At 47.1% G+C, this 19,159-nt stretch carries 15 protein-coding genes; 9 read left to right on the forward strand and 6 right to left on the reverse strand.

The features are described 5' to 3' along the window. The first annotated feature begins 67 nt into the window (after positions 1-67). The 4 genes from BLV54_RS02500 (at position 68) to hpnA (ending at position 3,777) form a co-directional block, all read left to right on the forward strand. Positions 68-211, forward strand: coding sequence for an LPS translocon maturation chaperone LptM (locus tag BLV54_RS02500; RefSeq protein ID WP_090567292.1), 144 nt, complete (start codon positions 68-70; stop codon positions 209-211). Continuing rightward, the gene (lysA, locus tag BLV54_RS02505; RefSeq protein WP_090567295.1) at positions 208-1,464 is read left to right on the forward strand and encodes a diaminopimelate decarboxylase; all 1,257 of its coding nucleotides are present in this window, start codon (positions 208-210) and stop codon (positions 1,462-1,464) included. Before BLV54_RS02500 ends, lysA begins: the two co-directional genes overlap by 4 nt. Positions 1,465-1,530: 66 nt before the next feature. Then, positions 1,531-2,592: a phytoene/squalene synthase family protein gene (locus BLV54_RS02510; protein WP_090567298.1), complete on the forward strand. Its 1,062-nt coding sequence runs from the start codon at positions 1,531-1,533 to the stop codon at positions 2,590-2,592. Between the two features lie 198 nt (positions 2,593-2,790). Beyond that, positions 2,791-3,777, forward strand: coding sequence for a hopanoid-associated sugar epimerase (gene hpnA / locus BLV54_RS02515; RefSeq protein ID WP_090567301.1), 987 nt, complete (start codon positions 2,791-2,793; stop codon positions 3,775-3,777). 4 nt (positions 3,778-3,781) lie between these two features. Here hpnA and BLV54_RS02520 read toward each other — a convergent pair whose 3' ends face one another. The 4 genes from BLV54_RS02520 to BLV54_RS02535 form a co-directional block, all read right to left on the reverse strand. Further along, a complete protein-coding gene (locus tag BLV54_RS02520; RefSeq protein WP_090567304.1) occupies positions 3,782-4,930 on the reverse strand; it encodes a class I SAM-dependent RNA methyltransferase in 1,149 nt (382 codons plus the stop codon). 99 nt (positions 4,931-5,029) lie between these two features. Next, positions 5,030-7,834 carry an Hsp70 family protein gene (locus BLV54_RS02525; RefSeq protein WP_090567307.1) on the reverse strand — a complete coding sequence of 935 codons (2,805 nt, stop codon included), beginning with the start codon at positions 7,832-7,834 and terminating at the stop codon, positions 5,030-5,032. Beyond that, entirely contained in the window at positions 7,831-9,681 is a 1,851-nt protein-coding gene (locus tag BLV54_RS02530) for an Hsp70 family protein (protein WP_090567310.1), read from the reverse strand. Before BLV54_RS02530 ends, BLV54_RS02525 begins: the two co-directional genes overlap by 4 nt. Then, entirely contained in the window at positions 9,678-10,253 is a 576-nt protein-coding gene (locus BLV54_RS02535) for a DUF2760 domain-containing protein (protein WP_090567313.1), read from the reverse strand. The genes BLV54_RS02530 and BLV54_RS02535 overlap by 4 nt, the downstream gene beginning before the upstream one ends. A gap of 605 nt (positions 10,254-10,858) precedes the next feature. On the opposite strand from BLV54_RS02535, the gene BLV54_RS16640 reads away from it, so the two are divergent. The 3 genes from BLV54_RS16640 (at position 10,859) to glgX (ending at position 13,844) form a co-directional block, all read left to right on the forward strand. Beyond that, complete coding sequence (locus BLV54_RS16640) at positions 10,859-11,155, forward strand: Tom37 metaxin N-terminal-like domain-containing protein (RefSeq protein WP_256329054.1); 297 nt, start codon at positions 10,859-10,861, stop codon at positions 11,153-11,155. Between the two features lie 15 nt (positions 11,156-11,170). Continuing rightward, positions 11,171-11,506: a glutathione S-transferase C-terminal domain-containing protein gene (locus BLV54_RS16645; protein ID WP_256329053.1), complete on the forward strand. Its 336-nt coding sequence runs from the start codon at positions 11,171-11,173 to the stop codon at positions 11,504-11,506. Positions 11,507-11,729: 223 nt separating this feature from the next. Then, the gene (gene glgX, locus BLV54_RS02545) at positions 11,730-13,844 is read left to right on the forward strand and encodes a glycogen debranching protein GlgX (protein ID WP_090567316.1); all 2,115 of its coding nucleotides are present in this window, start codon (positions 11,730-11,732) and stop codon (positions 13,842-13,844) included. A gap of 56 nt (positions 13,845-13,900) precedes the next feature. Here the strand turns inward: glgX and BLV54_RS02550 are convergent, their stop codons facing one another. Then, positions 13,901-14,482 carry a c-type cytochrome gene (locus BLV54_RS02550; protein WP_090567319.1) on the reverse strand — a complete coding sequence of 194 codons (582 nt, stop codon included), beginning with the start codon at positions 14,480-14,482 and terminating at the stop codon, positions 13,901-13,903. 623 nt (positions 14,483-15,105) lie between these two features. On the opposite strand from BLV54_RS02550, the gene BLV54_RS02555 reads away from it, so the two are divergent. After that, positions 15,106-15,405, forward strand: coding sequence for a DUF1540 domain-containing protein (locus BLV54_RS02555; RefSeq protein ID WP_176969646.1), 300 nt, complete (start codon positions 15,106-15,108; stop codon positions 15,403-15,405). Between the two features lie 232 nt (positions 15,406-15,637). Then, a complete protein-coding gene (locus tag BLV54_RS02560; protein ID WP_090567322.1) occupies positions 15,638-18,478 on the forward strand; it encodes an AMP-binding protein in 2,841 nt (946 codons plus the stop codon). A 343-nt stretch (positions 18,479-18,821) separates the two neighbouring features. Here BLV54_RS02560 and BLV54_RS02565 read toward each other — a convergent pair whose 3' ends face one another. After that, positions 18,822-19,010, reverse strand: a complete 189-nt coding sequence (locus tag BLV54_RS02565; protein ID WP_090567325.1) for a hypothetical protein — start codon at positions 19,008-19,010, stop codon at positions 18,822-18,824. Between the last annotated feature and the right edge of the window lie 149 nt (positions 19,011-19,159).

The following is a 19,159-nucleotide window of genomic DNA, read 5'->3' on the forward strand; positions in this document are numbered from 1 at the left end:
AACGAAACTTCATTTCACAACCTCTCTGTGACGCGCTTGTGATAATATCCGTCACTTCTAACTCTATATGCATCTCGTGCGTCTACTGTATATCGTTGCTTTCATATCTCTCTGGCTGACTGCTTGTGGCACAAAAGGGCCGCTCTATCTTCCCCAAAAAGAACCCCCTCCAGCACCACAACCCTCTGAGGAGACACAAAAAAATCAATGAGCAAATTTACATCATTTACCTATCAACATGATCAACTTTTCGCTGAATCGGCTTCCTTAATCGAGATTGCGAAAGAATTCGGCACGCCCTGCTATGTTTATTCGCGCGCCGCGTTGACTGCCGCTTATCAAGAATTCAACCGCGCCTTCGCGGGGCGGGATCATCTCATCTGCTATGCAGTCAAAGCCAACTCCAATCTGGCCATTCTCAACATTCTTGCCCGTCTAGGGAGTGGTTTTGATATTGTTTCCGGTGGCGAGTTACAACGGGTATTGAAAGCTGGCGGAGACCCCCAAAAAATTGTATTTTCTGGTGTAGGTAAGAATCAGGATGAAATGCGTGCGGCGCTTGCTGCAGGCATTCTTTGCTTCAATGTCGAATCAGAAATGGAGTTGATGAGTCTTAACCAGCTTGCAAAGGAAATGGATAAAGTTGCGCCGGTAAGTCTTCGAGTTAATCCCGACGTTGATGCTAAAACTCATCCTTATATCTCGACGGGTCTCAAAGAAAATAAATTCGGTATTCCCATGACCGAAGCAGAACGAATTTATCATACTGCAGCACACGAACTTACTCACGTTCACATCACCGGTCTGGATTGCCATATCGGTTCTCAGCTCACTGAAATCGACCCATTTATCGAAGCCAGCAATAAAATGCTGGACCTACTGGATCGTTTGGAAAAACAAGGGATACGTATTGAGCATCTGGATTTGGGAGGGGGACTGGGCATACGTTATAACCAAGAATCACCTCCACCAATCAAAGATTATGTGACAGCGTTATGTAACAGTGTTGGTCAACGTAAGCAACGCATACTTATTGAGCCTGGCCGCTCATTAGTTGGCAATACTGGCCTATTACTGACGCGTGTCGAATATCTTAAACACGCCCCCCATCGAAATTTTGCTATTGTGGACGCTGCGATGAATGATCTGGTGCGTCCAGCGCTGTACGATGCGTACCATGAGATATTGCCGATCGTTAAAAAGCCAGGTGAAATTAATACTTACCAGGTGGTAGGGCCTGTCTGTGAAACGGGAGATTTCCTTGGACACGATCGCCAGCTAAGCTTAACAAAAGATGATTTGCTAGCTGTCATGTCAGCCGGTGCCTATGGAATGAGTATGAGTTCAAATTACAATACTCGGCCACGGGCTGCAGAAGTCATGGTAGATGGTCATGCTGTCCATTTGATTCGTGCACGGGAAACAGTAGAACAACTTATTGCTTCTGAAAAGATACTGGATTGAGATCAGCTATGAATCAGTATAAGTAAATCCACGTTGTTTGTTACAGTTAGATGCCAAGATCGATTTATGACAACTTATACCATAGCCCACCCTGCCAGCATTGAAGATAATCACTACCAGGAACGCATTCTGCAGGGGGTTTCCCGTACCTTTGCGCTTACGATCCCACAACTTCCTCCTTCACTTTACCCAGTCATCGGCAATGCATATTTATTGTGCCGTATTGTGGATACAGTGGAAGACGATAACGGCTTATCCTCTGAGCAAACACGCAAGTTTGCCGAAATGTTTATCCAAGTTGTCAGTGGAAATGTCGCAGCCGAAGCATTTGCAGAAGAATTATTTCCACTGCTTTCTGATCATACAATACCTGCCGAACATGACCTGATCAAAAATACGCCTGCTGTAATACGCATCACACATAGCTTCAATCCCATTCAGCGCAAGGCATTGGAGCGTTGTATTTACATCATGGGACAAGGCATGGCTGATTATCAAGATACCGAATCACTGGCCGGGTTGAAGGATTTAGCAGCTCTTGATCGCTACTGCTATCATGTTGCGGGCGTTGTGGGAGAAATGTTGACCGAACTGTTCTGTGATTATTCGGAAGAAATCAATCGCAACAAACCTGCACTCATGAAATTAGCTGTTTCGTTTGGTCAAGGTCTGCAAATGACCAATATCCTGAAAGATATCTGGGAAGATAGAAAACGCGGAGCTTGCTGGCTGCCACAAGATATTTTCGGGGAAAAAGGGTTTGATCTCAATGAATTGCAATTAGGATGCACTGATCCTCGATTTCATGATGGTCTTGGGGTATTAATCGGCATCGCCAAGGCTCATTTATGTAATGCACTGACTTATACCTGCATGATCCCACCCAAGGAAACAGGGATACGCCGCTTCTGCCTGTGGGCACTGGGTATGGCTGTTCTGACTCTGAACAAAATTAATCAAAACCGTTCCTTCATGGAAGGCACTCAAGTCAAAATTTCACGAAGGAGTGTCAAAGCAACCGTACTGATTACCAGTGCATTAGCCAGTCAAGATTGGGCGTTGCAACGGATATTTGCATTTACCTCGCGACATCTGCCAGAAGTTGATCTTCTGGGTAAAAAAGTGTAGAAGATTCCGATTCCATTTCCAAATCAAACATGACACGAAGCCAAGCCGCAGACAGCATAAATAATATGGCAAGGAGAAGTCGACAAAGTCAAATTTGATTTGGAAATGGAATGACTTCGTTCTCTCTTAACAGTAGGGCTGAAAGAACGTAAATGCGCATAGCTTCTTATTTTTTCTAACGACTTAAAGTGGCCCACTATGAAATCTCTGGTAACTGGTGCAAATGGTTTCGTTGGCTCAGCAGTAGTAAGATGCTTATTAGCCGCCGGTCATGAAGTACGTGCATTCGTCAGACCGGGAAGTGATCGGCGCAATGTGATGAAACTCCCCATCGAGATCTCAGAAGGTGACCTACGTGATGTCACCTCTTTAAAACGTGCAGTCACAGGCTGCCATAACCTGTTCCATGTCGCAGCAGACTATCGTCTTTGGGTGCCTAATCCGACTATCATGTACGACGTAAATGTCAACGGCACTAGAGCACTGATACTCGCAGCTGCAGAAGCGGGTATAAACCACATGGTTTATACCAGTAGTGTTGCCACGCTAGGATTAAACTCAAACAACTTACCGGCAGATGAAGAAACACCCTCCACTCTTGCATCGATAGCCGGACACTATAAACGCTCAAAATTTCTGGCCGAGCAAGCGGTTCAAGCACTCGTGCGTGAACATCAATTGCCATTGGTCACGGTCAATCCCTCCACGCCCATTGGACCGCGTGATGTCAAACCTACCCCAACAGGGCGCATTGTGCTCGACACACTGCGCGGAAAAATGCCGGCCTACGTTGATACCGGGTTAAATGTCGCACACGTTGATGACATTGCGCATGGTCATCTGCTTGCCTTTCAATACGGTAAACCTGGCGAACGTTATATTCTGGGTGGTGATAACATGACATTATTACAAATACTTCAGACCATCGATGACCTGACCGGCAAACCCACCAGACGCAAAAGCATCCCAGTCAAACTCATGCTACCGATCGCGCATACTATGGAGATGGTTGCTAAAATCACTAAAACTGAACCGCGCGCTACTGTTGACAGCATTCATATGGCCAAAAAGAAGATGTTTTTTACCAGCGCAAAAGCGGCGCGTGAACTTGGCTATCAATCCCGACCGGCTGCGGAAGCGATTAAGGATGCAATCGATTGGTTTAGGAGTGCTAATTATTGTTAAGATTTTATTTTTTTAATACTGCGAGTGTTTCCACATGCGGCGTATGGGGAAAAAGATCAATGAGTTGAATATCAATGATCGACCAGCCTTTTTTTGAAAAAGACCAGGTATCTCGAGCAAATGTTTCCGGATCGCAGGAGATGTAGTAAATCGTCTTCAACGAAACAAAATGCTCAAAAAAACCCTTTATGTTTTTGAGTCCGGCGCGTGGTGGATCGAGCACCAGCGTATCTGCATCTGAAATACTCTTCCTTAGTATCTTCCAAATAAAGGGCTTAAACAGATCGACTGGGCGGGCATCTACCTTGGTCAGATTCTTTGCTCGGAGTTGCTTGATAGCATCAAGCCCCGATTCATAAGCAATAATTTCACTGCATTCTGATTCAGCGATCACTTCAGTAAAATTGCCTGACCCGCAAAATAGCTCAATCACCTTGCCTACATGGGTATTTTCTTTGAGTTTGGTACGCAGCCAGGCCTTGATCCATTCATTTTGTGTGCTATTACCCTGCTTAAAAGGACGTTTCTGGTTGAGTTGAATATTTTCAGCCGGCAAATCATCATCCAGATCGATAAAATTCCAGTCATAGCCAGCGCCAGGTACCCAATTTTCGCGCGGCAAACTCGTCAACATTTCTTGCAGAAGATTCCTGCAAGTATCGTTCAACACAATACAATCCCCCACCGGAGCAATCTTATGGGACCCTTCAGCAACAAAACCTAATTTCTCACCATCAGTTTTAACTTGAAAGCGATTGCGATAACCAAATAGAAAAGGGGAAGGATGTACCGGAGGCACATTCCATTTCTCCATATTAAATCCAACTCTCTTCGCCGCATAAATCAAACGATTTCGTTTTTGCTCAAGCTGACTTTCATAATTTGCAATCATCCAGGGACAACCCGAACAAGAATCTTCATTGGAACCAAGAAAAGTACATTCAGGCTGCTGCCTTTGGTCAGATGGTTTGATGAGTTGAACAAGCGTGGCATAGCCATACTTCTTATTATTCAACGGTCGGTCGATAACCTCGAATTCACCCAAATCTCCCGGCCATGTACCAAACACAAAATAGGAAATGCCTTCCTCTTCATTTTTAATTACACCTAGCCCTTTTTGTGACAAATGGGTTACTTCACCTATGAATTTCATCTGATCAGTGGTTATGGGATTAAATTTCTAAAATTGATTTTTCGCAGCGCCTTGATGTCGAATCAAGTTCTTGAATTCAATATGTATGCTTTTGCAATTTTAATGCACCAGGCGCAGCCCGGGTGGCAAGGACTCCCCATACATACTCCGTTCGTCAGCCTCCTGGAGTTCAGTGGGATGCTTAACCATCTCAATCCATGATTCTGGACATTTAACTTTTTGTAAATATTGGATAATTTGCGCACGCAGTTCTGGTGGAATATCCCGCTCCCGATCTCCACTCATGCGCGCCAGCATGGTGGCGGCAAAGGCAGCTGGCTGGATCTTTTTCCAGTCCAGTTCGATCACCATTTGCAACCAGTTGGCGGCAATCTCTGCTGGCACAACATTATGTACACTGCCATAAAACGGCACTCTTGCCCCAATGCGTCCTATGGCCCACCAGGTTTGCTGTGATTCTGATGCTTTTTGAAGGCGCTCCAGTAACCATCCTCCTACTTCGATTTTACGTTCCGCAGGCAAACGCTCCAATGCTGCGACCAGACGTACCATATCATCATAGCCTTGAGGCTTTGCTCCCGGTGGTCGTTTTTGGGTACGCCTGCTGGGTTGCAAATCATAAACAATATCATCAAGAATCTGGCATTGAGCTGACTCGCTTAAACCACCGCTCACGCGCCGCCACAGGGTCCACCATTCCGCCCATACCGCTGCTTCGGTTGTATATTGCAATCCTTGCTCATAAATGGACCATAACTGTTGCACTCGCCAATCATCAAGTGGATAACCAAAGCCAGGGCGTAAACAAAAGCCAATCAAATTAAACCATAATCTTTCATGCGCTGCGGAATAACGACGGCGCTGACCACATTCCCATAGTGTGCCGAATAATTCCCGCAGTAAAGGCGTATCCCAATCATCGCGCTTGCCTAAAATTTTCTCCAGATCAAATCGTAAGGTTTTTATGGTCTTGGGACTGATCTTTTTTGATGGTGGACCATATACTAAACCTAGCAGCTCAGCTGCTTCAGGGAAACGAGGATGTAATGTACTGGGCATATTGGATACTAGCCCACCCTTGCCGCCACGCAATTGAAACTCCAGTTTCCAACGCTGGGAAGGCTTGTCTTGGGCGACACAAGCCATTTCAAGAGTACCGACTTCAGTCAAGGTGGTTTGTAGCTGCACCGGCACTTCAGCCGTTTGCAGCCGTGTCGCATCTTTATCCTGAGTTAGTACCGTGGCGATGGGAGGCAGCGGAGTAAACTTGATGTCATCCAGGGTAACGATATCTCCTGGATTGAACGTTGTATCACTAATGGATGAGACCAGATGAAAACGCACGGGCTCACCAATCCGTAAGGCAAAATTACGTTCAGTCAATCGAATCGGTTGGTCTTCTTCTGTCCCACGCGGCAAGATACACACAGCTTGCTGCGCTTCTTGTTCTGCAGCAACCTGAATAAAGTAACTCCGTGCCGAACCACCACCAATTCGGATACCCTTGCCATGACGCGCCATGACATAAGCAACTGCGCCACGGGCCACTGCAAGATCAGGATGCGTGTTGAGCAATTGTTGTAACGGTGCACCGCGCCACTGCGCCAATATATCCAGCAAGCGCTGGGATAACAAGGCGCTGTTAAAAATGCCGCCATTGAGCAAAATAGCATCTGGAATTGGAATGCTATCATCGAGCGGTGCAAGCTCGCCTAATGCCTCTCGCGAAGCCTGAGCATGCAGTATGAGAAACGCAGCAATATGTCGGCTGATGGCCGGATCAGATACGTAAGGCAACCCAAATTCAACAATGCCTCCGCGGGTGCGTTGCGGAAGCTCATCCAGCGATGTGATCGGTAAAAATCCATCCAGCAGCATGTGGTGTACCGCCTCGCGGTTTAATTCAGTTGACCGCGCTCCGCCAATCAGCTTGGCGCCTGTGCCCAGAATGGTCACCATGATTTTTTCCGGCGCTTCGGCACTCAACAAGCGCTCCTTGGCATTACGGCATTGCTGCATCAGTTGCGACAGACTGGCTGCACTTAGTGGCACACCGGGGGTAACCAACTGTCCTTCCGCCACATGTGCAAGCGCCAGATCCATGTTATCACCGCCTAGCATAAGATGGTTACCCACACCGATACGTGTCAGTTGCGCCTGGCCATTTTTGAGCGTGACCTTAATCAGGGTAAGATCAGTGGTACCGCCGCCCACGTCACACACCAGAATCAGGCGAGTATCCGCTAATAGGGTATTCAATTCCTGTTCATGGCGCGCTAGCCAGTCATAACAGGCGGCCTGCGGTTCTTCGACCAAACGCGCACTGGTAAGACCTGCCAGATGCGCAGCCTCTACAGTCAATGCCCTTGCCCCTTCATCAAAAGAGGCCGGGATAGTAATGACAACTTCCTGCTTTTCTAATGGATGCTCAGGAAATTGATGGTTCCAGGCACTGCGTACATAGGCCAGATAAGAGGCGCTGGCATGTACTGGAGAAATTTTGTCGATACCTTCAGCACCTCCCCAGGGCAAAATCGGTGCCATACGATCTACCGCCGCATACGACAACCAGCTCTTTGCACTGGCAACCAAACGACCCGGCACACGCGAACCCAGTTCACGAGCCAGCTCACCAAATACCGTCCTGGGTTCCTGTGGATCGATGCGGTTTAACTGCCATGGCAAATGAAGATCGCGCTCAGCAAGTTCACCTGCTGCAGGATGATAACGTAAAGAAGGTAACAACGGCCGCGCGGCTACTTCACCGAGTGCGACCAATTGTTCAATGTTAAATAATTTAGGAGTGGGTTGGGGCTCGTTTAGGTCAGCGTAGGCCGCAACGGTATGAGTCGTACCCAAATCGATACCAACGATGTAGCGGGATAGATTTTTTTCTTTACTCAAAGCTTGTTTTCCACACCTCCACGCACATCAAATTCTACTTTCCAATGTTCACCATTCGGTGATACTGCCTCTAGATGCAAGGTACCCGTTTCTGTGATAGCCGCTTGCAAATGTACCGGAACCACTTCCCCTGGCGAGCGACTCTCAGCAGGTAGATTGATTTCGATTTCTTCCAGCTCCTCTATTTCTTCTGGTAACCACTCATCTAACATCATGCCCGCTTGATCTTCACGCCGTACCGATGAACCGAAAAAGCGAAACCTTACCGGCTCGCCGACAACCAGACCAAACTCCTGGCTAGGTACTTCAGCACGCGTCCCTTCCTCCATGCCAAAAGGCGCAACGCACAGTATCTGGATAGGAGGTTCAACACCGGGAACTGCTGGCATGGCACTTTCCACACCGATATAATATGATTTGGCGGTACCACCACGAATACGCACGCCCTGACCAAGTCTGACATGACCATAATAAGCAGCGCCTTTTGCCACGGCGAGGTCTAAATCCGCACCTTCCAACAAACGCACATTGGGAGCATTTTCCTTTTGTAACCAGCTATTTATCACCTCATTCACGCGTCCAGTCAGCAACTGGGCTTTAAATACCCCCCCATTAAACAGTACTGCTGTCGGATGCAAAAAACTTGCACCTCCTGCTAATGCATTTTCAAAACCCGTTAATTCTGCGGTAGCACCTGTTTGTCGCGTCAGAAATGCTGCTAAATGCCTGGTAATGGCAGCGTCCTGAGCATAGGGTAATCCGAGTTTGGTTAGTGCACCACGGGGCCGTGAGATCAGTTGTGCCGACACTTCCACTTTTGGAAAAAAACCTTCCACGATTGTTTGCGTCACCTCAGCACGAGTTAATTCAGTGCGCAAGGTGCCGCCAATTAAACGCGAACCCCGGCTGGGAACGACAACGGGTACTGTTTCCACATTTAGATCATTGAGCAGGATTTCCTTCGCAGCACGACATGCGTGAGTCAAGCCATGCAATTGCCACGACTCTAGACGAGTGCCTTGATTAGCAAGTTTAGAACCAATCACATGTGCTAACGCCAGATCCATATTGTCACCGCCTAGCAAGATATGATCCCCTACCGCAATGCGATGCAGGACGAGATTACCTTCCTGTTCAGTCACCGCAATCAAGGATAAATCAGTGGTGCCCCCACCCACGTCTATCACCAGAATGATATCGCCGAGATTTACCTGTTTACGCCAATCTCCTCTGGTCGCTTGTAACCAGCTGTATAATGCCGCCTGTGGTTCTTCCAGAAGAATAAATTGATCCAGCCCAATCGCCCGCGCAGCTTCAGCAGTCAGATCCCGCGCCGCAGGATCAAAGGAAGCAGGAACGGTAATCGTCACCGACTGTTGTGCTAAAGGTGCATCAGGGTGTCTGTTATTCCATGCATCGCGCAAAACTTGCAAGTAATGAATGGAAGCCTGCAAGGGTGAAATTTTTTCGATTTCATCGGGAGCATCCAATGGTAAAAGAGCAGATCGCCGATCCACTCCCGGATGACACAACCAGCTTTTTGCACTGGATACTACCCGTATTGGTGTACGCACCCCTTGACTACGTGCCAATTCACCCACTACATACTGGTGCTCGCTATCCCATGGCAACAATAAATCATTTTGTGCAAATTCATCGGGATGAGGTAAATATAAAAAAGACGGGAGTAATACTTTCTCTTCTACGTTACCTGGCGAAGTCAGTTGGGGTATGCCCATGATTTCTTGCTCTACCATTTCTCCCTGACTTTGCACCAAATCCACAAATGACAAGGCACAGTGCGTCGTGCCTAAATCAATACCTACGCTATATCTTGCATCATTCACAATTCTATCTCTGCCGGAGCTAATACTTTCACATCATGACCTTCTGAGAGTTTTGGCAAGGTAATATTTTTAACTCGCCAGCCACGGTGAACTAAAGTACCACTAAATGGGGGTTGTCCAACCACATTACCAGCCAGGCGAATGGCTGAGGCATCAAAACCCGCCTGCAAAGTCACTCGCGCACCTTCTTGTTCCTTACGCACAGGTTCAGTGGTTATATGATCATGCAAGACTTTACGGCACCCCTCGTGCACCACTCTGACTGCTGCACCAATGTCCGCATCGGAAAACCGCGTGACATCTTCTTCTATAAAATCAATGAAACGCCCCTCTTGCTGTAATAACCCTAACAACTGCAGCGCCGAATCGGGTGGTGCCTCCTTCAGTATCGGCGCCACTGCCTGAGGCTTGACTTCCATGGGATGTGCTTCACCGGCTACAGCGGGGATTTCACCTTTACCTATGCGCAGCAAGACAGCACCAGCAAATTCCTTATTAAAGAGGAAGCGAAAGTAAACACCGAATGCAAGAAAAAATCGAGCAAAAAATCCTGGTACAGGAGGCTCACTCATTGTCCTCTCCTTTTTATTTTTAAGATGAGGTTATGCTATCACGTATCGTGTGCACAGTGGTCTTGCCTATAGGATAAACAGCGTCGAAAGCATAGAATTATTAGCCATAAGGGGTCTGTCGGGAAATTCAAAAAAATTGATAGAAACAAAGAATCCAGCAATGTGAGCCAAGGAAATCGAAAAATTAGCGGAAGCTTTTCCTCAAAGAAACCTTTTCCACCTTCAATTTGCCTAACTTGGCCCATTGAGGGCGGATTTATCCTATGTATGGCACAACTTAATTCGATCAATCCCCAATGTCATAAGCCGCTTGAGATTGAATACCAGCGTGCGGACACCCACCTGAAACTGCACTTACACCAACCCGCGATAGCGAACGCCTTGCCCTACACTCGTAAAACCGCACACTCCATTTCGTCCAACTAAGAAATCTAAGTCAAAGTAATTGCATCACTCAGATTCCAGTAGTATATTGATTTGCATATTGCAAGTTATTAATTAAAGTATTTTTGATCGTATTAATCATAGAAATTACTGTCATATTAAAACTTTATCAATTCGAGCGCACATGGGGAATCCCCAATTTGAGCCCTTTCTGCTGCTAAATAGAAACCTATTTACGTATGGTAGATATTAACTATGAAATTAAACCAACGCTGCTATTGACTGCTCTTAAAGGCAAGCTTCCGTATATCAAGGATAACGATATAATTTTGGGAGATTCAGCTTTCATCATTCTGCACCTAAAAGCACACTATAAAAATAATCTGGATGAACAGCTGAGTGCAGCAGAGCTGGCACTATTATTAGCAATGCAGCGCTTGCTTGAAGAACATCTATTCTGGGTCGTTTTGTATTCTCACTGGCAATATACCCATTCCAATTGGCAAATTAACAAGTAAGCTATTTTTGGCGGAATGCCACCTGTCATTCGTAACATAGCAGCCGATTATTATCGCTGCAAGATCAAACAGCAGATTCATGGACATGGGATGGGCAAGCACAGAGCTGTCGAGATCTTTACACGCGGCATACATGATATTGATGCGTTATCAACCTGCCTCAATGACAAAAAATATTTCCTGGGTAATCAATCTACCACATTGGATGCCAGCGCCTTCGGTATGCTGGTTAATACGCTGAGATGCCCAATCGAATCACCTCTCAAGGAATATGCGCTAACGAAAAATAACCTGATTCAGTACGTTGATCGGATCATGGCCAATTACTATCCAGATCTCCTCACTGCATAAAGCCATAGCACCCCGCTCCCACCCACTTAACGTATCGGAGTCCTTTACATTTGATTTTGAATGGGTATGTTCCTTCCTTGCTCAAGTATCAAAATAGAAAAAGTTCGAAAAAAATTGATTATCTCCAGTCCTAAGATAAATTATAGCCCTAGCACGAAAGAGGCTATTAGGATTAATATTGTAAGTTACTCACACTAGCAAACTCCAATCTATTTAGAAAAATATGAAAGTTTGGCCTGGACAGCCTTATCCTCTGGGAGCCGTTTATGATGGCTCTGGAACGAACTTCTCAGTATTTTCTGAAGCCGCCGAACGGATCGAACTGTGCCTTTTTGATGAGAAAGGAAAAGAGAAGCGCATTGATCTACCGGAAGTAACGGGCTATTGCTGGCACGGTTATTTGCCATCCATCGAGCCAGGCCAACGTTACGGCTTTCGCATCCATGGGCCTCGGGATCCTGTCCATGGTCAGCTTTGTAATCCTGCCAAGCTACTGCTTGACCCATACGCTAAGGCAATCGATGGACAAATCCAATGGAATGAAGCTGTTTTTCCATACCGTTTTGGCAAGGGTATAGAAGCTCGCAGTAACAGCAATAGCGCCCCATTCATGCCGCGCAGCGTGGTACATCAACCCTATTTTGATTGGGGTGGGGATCGCAGACTGCAAATTCCCTGGCATGAGACTGTCATCTATGAGACCCATGTCAAAGGTCTCACTAGCCGGCACCCAGACATCCCACCTGAGATACGAGGCACTTACACCGCTCTAGCCCACCCAGCAATGATTGATTATTTTAAACAGCTTGGGATAACGGCAATCGAACTCATGCCAATCCATCACTTCATCCACGATAACCACCTGGTAGAGCAAGGTTTACGAAATTATTGGGGGTACAACTCCATTGGTTACTTCGCGCCTCATAGTGAATATGCATCCCAAAAACGCCCCGGTGCAGCTGTGGCTGAATTCAAACAAATGGTCAAAACATTGCATTATGCTGGAATTGAGGTCATTCTGGATGTGGTTTACAACCACACAGCAGAAGGAAATCATCTCGGTCCGATGCTCTCTTTCAAGGGAATTGATAACGCATATTATTACCGACTTTGTGACGATCGACGCTATTACAAAGATTACACTGGCACTGGTAACAGCCTGAACATGCGCAATCCATTCGTGCTACAACTCATCATGGATTCTCTACGCTACTGGATTCTGGAGATGCATGTGGATGGATTCCGTTTTGATCTGGCTGCCACTTTAGCACGTGAACTGCACGATGTGGACCGCCTTTCCGTATTCTTTAATATCATTCAGCAAGATCCGATTATCAGTCAGGTCAAGCTCATTGCGGAACCTTGGGATGTCGGAGAAGGTGGATATCAGGTGGGTAACTTCCCCCCGGCATGGAGCGAGTGGAATGGGAAATACCGCGACTGTGTACGTGATTTCTGGCGCGGTGAGAACCAAACGCTCGGGGAGTTTGCCTCTCGCTTTACCGGCAGCTCCGATCTTTACGAGAAAACCTCTCGCCTGCCCTATGCCAGCATCAACTTCGTCACCGCCCATGATGGTTTCACTTTAAATGATCTCGTTTCCTACAATGAAAAGCATAATGAAGCCAACGGCGAGAAAAACCGTGATGGTGAAAACTACAATCGTTCGTGGAATTGTGGCGTGGAAGGCAAGACAGACGACCCAAAGGTACTTCAGTTACGCAAACGCCAGAAGCGAAACTTCCTTGTCACGCTATTCCTTTCGCAGGGTGTGCCGATGCTGCTTGGAGGTGATGAAATCAGCCGTACGCAACAAGGTAACAATAATGCCTACTGCCAGGATAATGAGATCTCCTGGTACGATTGGGAAAATGCGGATAAAGATTTACTCGCTTTTTGTCAGGAACTCATCAAATATCGCAAAAACCATCCTGTTTTTCGTCGTAGACACTGGTTTCAAGGTCAGCCCATTCATGGCAGCGAAGTAAAGGACATTGCCTGGTTTACCTTAGAAGGTACGCAGATGTCCGAAAAAGATTGGGGCCTGGGATATGCCAAGTCCCTTGGCATTTTCTTGAATGGAGTGACGATCCCGAACCCCTATCCGCGCGGTGAGCCGGTAAAAGACGACAATTTTTATATAATTTTCAATGCTCACCATGAAGCGTTAATTTTTACTCTCCCCGGAATTAATTGGGGGACACTTTGGATAAAGGAGCTCGACACCAACGTTGGCTGGCTGGAAAATAAAGAATCACTTAAAGCAGAAAACCAGATCAAAGCGGAAGGCTGCTCTGTGGTAGTGCTGCGTCATGCATCTTGGGTCAATCGCCAGTGATTGATTACAGTTGTCGTACAACCTTGATCCTCAAATTCCACCCTACCTATCCCGCATTAATGATGATGACCATGATTATGATCATGATTGTGCTCGTGCTCATGCTCGTGCATTAGATCATCACGATGCGCATCTACCAGTGCGGCATATCGTTCAGCAGTCATCCCATGGAGCTTCTGAAGAAAAGCAGTGATTGTCCAGATAGTTTCATCGTTATGCGTAGGCCCCCAAGCGGGCATAGCAGTCATTTTGATGCCATTCTTGATCGCCCAAAAGTATTTTTTGGAGAGAGATGATTTCTCTCCCTCATCAGTTACAGGCGCTCTTTCATAAAATAGCGGCGCCTGCGGATAAAGACCAATTGCCAGCGCGGTAGGTTTTTTGCCAGGCGACAAATGACATTCGGTGCACATGGCATGGTACTGCTTGAAGCCTTTTTCAACCATAACGGGATCATCCAGTACTGGAACTTCCATTTCTTTTGCGCGTGCTTTTATCGAGCTATCACGAACCCAGCTGATCAGCTTTTCTGTGATTGCCCAATGTTTATCGGTAGCAGCTATGTTGTAAGCGCCAGAATTTAATGCAATAAATGTAAGCACAAGTACTGTCAGTGAAACGATGATAAGTAATTTCATTTTCATTCCTCCGATGGTTATTCAGAACGATACATGATGATCTATAACAATAAAGTATCACATCGGTGCAAGCTTCGCGACCCAGATTAATTTAAATTTAATCAATATTGTTCTCTACAGCATGGTGTCGGATTTGCTTTTGGTCGTGCTAGCACGGCTGATTGTTATCACCCTATTTCAATAACAATGTCAATCAGACCAAGATATGCTATAAATGTTTTATTGATAAAAAGCAGACCATCGGAACACACCCGCACCATAATAAGAACATCGGACATTAAACCCCTACCACACAAAATAAAACGCGCAGATATCAGTTTTTCTCTGCATCAGGTGTATAGATTCTAGAACGCTGTGAAATACTGAAATTTATGGATAGTAACCACTCAAATGCAGTTAAACTGCTGATTCTATTCATTGTGCCTGGCTTATAGCGTGGTAAACTTATTTTGTACCTCCACAACAATTTTGCTTGACAACGATTCATAATTTTGCTTGACAACGATTTATGCTAAGCGCACCATGTAATTACAATGGGTGATTAAGTCCATTGTAATTTCTATTCTTTATAGATTTTCACTTACCCCATTACTTTCTTCTTTCACACAATAGGAGAATTTCAGATGAAAACTATTACCATCGAAACCCCTCTTGTTTCTGAATGTAGCGTGATCGAATGCGCATACAATCTCAACCGTAATTGCCATGCACGTGCCATTACTATCGGAGAGGGTGTACACCCTAGCTGCGACACATTTTTCATCAACAAGAACCATACCAAAGCCGCCATGCGCCCGGCAGGAGTTGGAGCTTGCAAAGTTGCAGCATGCAAGTTCAATGATGACTTTGAATGCATGACCGAGAACATCCAGGTTGGTCGCAGTACGGACGAAATTAGCTGCCTCACATTCGCAATGCGCTGATCTCCACCCTCGGAGAAGAAGGATTTCAGCGGCCTGTCTCATTGATAAGTTCTCATCCAATGTAATTGGTATGCTGTGACATATCTAGCTAGCTGTCCGTGCACAATGATAGGTAAGATGTTGGAAGTTAATGCGCACTTGTAATCTAACTTAGTGCAGGATATTCAGTCCAGAATGAACCTTCAATTTTCTCCACTTCAGATCTGGGGATGGAATAAAAAGTGAGAAACAAATGCCTTTCAATACAGATTCTCAAAGCAATGCAGAACGGTTGCTTGGTATCGTGCGTAGCCTTGCCCATGAGCTGCGGCCGCATGCACCCGCTCCAAAGCATCTTGGGTTGGATCATTCGTTGGAGCGCGACTTCGGCCTAGACAGCCTGGGGCGTGTGGAGCTGCTAAGCCGCATCGAGCGAGAGCTGGGTATAAAACTTGGTGAAAAAGCACTAATCGACGCCGAAACACCGCGTGATTTGCTCAAGCAGATTGCAGGCACTATTACTACTGAAACACTTACTCCAGCTGAAACAGCAAAGCTTACAGAAACCCAGGTATTTCATCCGCCGGAAACCGCATCTACGCTGATTGAGATACTAGACTGGCGTGTCGCGAGACACCCTGAGCAGATCCATATCACCCTTTATGACGAAGAGGAGCATACCGAAGACATTACCTATCGCATGTTGCAGGATGAGGCCAAAGCATTGGCTGCTGGCCTGCAACAGCTTGGGCTAGGCCCTGGCGAAAAGATAGCAATCATGTTGCCCACCGGGCGTGGATTCTTCGCAGCTTTTTATGGCGTGCTCTATGCTGGCTGCGTACCGGTACCGCTGTACCCGCCGGGGCGTCCTTCGCAAATCGAGGATCACATGCGGCGTATCGCCGGCATCATCGCCAATGCTCAAGCCAGCATTCTTATCACGGTTGAGCAAGCCAAACCACTGGGACACTTGCTGCGCGCGCAATGCGAATTACTTCGCATGGTCACAACTGTTGCAGATTTGTCTATCCGTGGGGCATACCCCCCTTCTCCGAAGTTAGAACCACAGAGTATTGCGCTACTGCAATATACTTCTGGCAGTACCGGCAATCCCAAAGGAGTGGTACTAACCCATGCCAACCTGCTCGCTAACCTGCGAGCGATGACGGTTGTTTCGGGCATTACTGCCGCAGATACTTTCGTCTCATGGCTGCCGCTCTATCACGATATGGGGCTGATCGCCGCCTGTATGGGTAGCCTATATGTCGGATTCCGACTGGTGCTGCTCTCGCCGCTCAGCTTCCTTGCCCGGCCGGCATGCTGGCTATGGACGATTAACCGGCATTGTGCCACAGTTTCAGCGGCTCCTAATTTTGCCTTTGAGTTATGCGCCAACAAACTCGATGATCGTGAGCTGAATGGCCTGGATCTTAGTTGCTGGCGCCTGGCCTACAACGGAGCAGAGCCAATCAGCATGAATACGATAGATCATTTTGTTGCACGCTTCGCTCGCTATGGTTTCAGCCGTACCGCCATGACGCCTGTTTATGGTCTGGCAGAATCGTCTGTAGGACTGGCCTTCCCTCCAGTAGAACGTGGGCCGCTGGTTGACCATGTGGATCGCGCTGCGCTCACACGCTCGGGTATCGCGCATTGTGTGCAGGCTGATGACCGCTCTGCGCTGCACATCGTTTCCTGCGGCCTACCATTACCTGGTCATCAGATACGCATTATCGATACTGAGGGGCAGGTACTGCCAGAACGCACTCAGGGGCGCGTGCAATTCTGCGGACCGTCAGCGACCAGCAGTGGTTATTTCCGCAATCCCGAAGCGACAGCACACCTGTTTGACGGACAATGGCTTAATAGCGGCGATATGGGCTACATTGCGGCTGGCGAACTGTATCTGACTGGACGCGAGAAGGACATCATCATTCGTGGTGGGCACAACATTTACCCACAGGAACTGGAGGAGGCGGTAAGTAAAGTACGTGGCATACATAAAGGTGGAGTAGCAGTTTTTCCAGCCAGCAATACATACGCTGGTACGGAACGCTTGGTAATACTTGCAGAAACACGCGAAAGCAATGCCAGGGAGCGTGAGCGGATAGTGGCCGAAATCAACAATCTCGCCGTAGACTTGGTGGGGGCACCAGCAGATGATATTGTGCTGGTACCGCCGCGCACGGTGCTGAAAACCTCCAGTGGCAAGGTTCGCCGCACTGCGTGCCGCGAGCTTTATGAACAAGGCTCGATCAGCAGCACCCTACGGCCACCATGGTGGCAAATGATACGCCTTGGAGGTGCTGCAGCTAGGGCGCGGGCTATGCGTTTGTTGCGGCGTGGCGCTGAATGGATATGGGGGGTGTGGGCTTGGGCAGTTTTTGTTGCTATCGTGCCCTTCGCATGGCTGCTGATCGTGTTGGCCCCCGGACTGACTCTGCGCCGGTTCATCGCCCGGGCAAGTGCGCGCCTGGCAGTTGCGCTAACCGGCCTGAGGCTGCGGGTAGAAGGTTTGCTGCATCTCGATAACAAGGTACCCATGATTGTGGTAGCCAATCACGCCAGTTACCTGGATGCACTCCTGCTTACTGCGGTATTGCCTGCTAGATTTGCCTACGTAGCCAAGCAAGAATTACTACGCAATCCGGCAGCCACTATTCCATTGCGCCGACTGGGCAGTGCATTTGTTGAACGTTTCGATGACGCACGTGGTGTGGAGGATGTACGTAAGCTGGAGGAGCGAGCGCGCGCAGGTGAATCCATAATTTTTTTTCCAGAAGGCACATTTCGGCGCGAAGCCGGGCTGATGCCGTTCAGATTGGGAGCGTTTCTGACTGCTGCACACACCGGTATCCCCGTACTACCGGTCACCCTGATCGGCACCCGCACCATGCTATGCGCTGGACAATGGCTGCCACGCCTCTGTGAGTTAAAAGTACTGATTGGTGCCCCCTTGCATGCATCAGGAAATGACTGGCAGGCAGCATTGCGACTACAAGAAGCAGCACGCCGTCAGATACTGGCAGAGCTGAACGAACCTGATATTATCACTGCCAGTAGATCAAAGCTATCAAGTGAAAATTTCCATTAATGCTGGCGGATTAATCAGTCATCCCTAACAAACTTTCATAATTGGCATAAATATTGACGTTCGCAAGTATTTAGCAGTTATTGAATTTGCCAGAATAGAAGCTGCTAACCCCCTATTTCCTGGTGAATTTGACGAAGATAAAGAAGTAAGAACTGAGCTCATATGATGAGCTTTTTTGTATGAAACTGGAGCAGATGCTGAACTAGCACCATGCGCTGTACCAGCTAACTGGGAAAATAGACTAGTCTATAGTGGAAGAGCAGTTTGAAGCGCTGTACTCTATTCAGAGGAAGGCCTCTCGGTATTCTGCCTTCTCAGAATCATTTTCCAAGATACTCTGACTTTATTGCATTGAATTATAGTTCAGATCAATCTTTACTTTATTAATTTGATTATCTTGTTCCTTTGCCATTTTTCTGTAAAGATCAGCATTACCCTGGCTTTGTTTCAAAGTTTTCTCGTATTCGCGAATAATAGCAGAAACATGTGATCTAACGTCCTGACCTTGCCTGCCATAGTAATAGGGCTGCATCTCGTACTCTTCGAGTATACCTTTATATTTTTGTAATTTTACTTCTGTTTTCTTATTCTAATTTGCACTAGAAACTGCATTAATAATCCAATCCCAGCCGGTTATACTTTTGATTAAAGCCGGGGCATTTTCGAGATTACATAATGCAC

The sequence above is a fragment of the Nitrosomonas sp. Nm33 genome (assembly GCF_900107265.1).
Taxonomy (GTDB): domain Bacteria; phylum Pseudomonadota; class Gammaproteobacteria; order Burkholderiales; family Nitrosomonadaceae; genus Nitrosomonas.

Coding starts and splice junctions, on each gene's coding strand:
- BLV54_RS02500 (WP_090567292.1), top strand. CDS start 68: ATGCATCTCGTGCGTCTACTGTATATCGTTGCTTTCATATCTCTCTGG.
- lysA (WP_090567295.1), top strand. CDS start 208: ATGAGCAAATTTACATCATTTACCTATCAACATGATCAACTTTTCGCT.
- BLV54_RS02510 (WP_090567298.1), top strand. CDS start 1,531: ATGACAACTTATACCATAGCCCACCCTGCCAGCATTGAAGATAATCAC.
- hpnA (WP_090567301.1), top strand. CDS start 2,791: ATGAAATCTCTGGTAACTGGTGCAAATGGTTTCGTTGGCTCAGCAGTA.
- BLV54_RS02520 (WP_090567304.1), bottom strand. CDS start 4,930: ATGAAATTCATAGGTGAAGTAACCCATTTGTCACAAAAAGGGCTAGGT.
- BLV54_RS02535 (WP_090567313.1), bottom strand. CDS start 10,253: ATGAGTGAGCCTCCTGTACCAGGATTTTTTGCTCGATTTTTTCTTGCA.
- BLV54_RS16645 (WP_256329053.1), top strand. CDS start 11,171: ATGCCACCTGTCATTCGTAACATAGCAGCCGATTATTATCGCTGCAAG.
- glgX (WP_090567316.1), top strand. CDS start 11,730: ATGAAAGTTTGGCCTGGACAGCCTTATCCTCTGGGAGCCGTTTATGAT.
- BLV54_RS02550 (WP_090567319.1), bottom strand. CDS start 14,482: ATGAAATTACTTATCATCGTTTCACTGACAGTACTTGTGCTTACATTT.
- BLV54_RS02555 (WP_176969646.1), top strand. CDS start 15,106: ATGAAAACTATTACCATCGAAACCCCTCTTGTTTCTGAATGTAGCGTG.
- BLV54_RS02560 (WP_090567322.1), top strand. CDS start 15,638: ATGCCTTTCAATACAGATTCTCAAAGCAATGCAGAACGGTTGCTTGGT.
- BLV54_RS02565 (WP_090567325.1), bottom strand. CDS start 19,010: ATGCAGCCCTATTACTATGGCAGGCAAGGTCAGGACGTTAGATCACAT.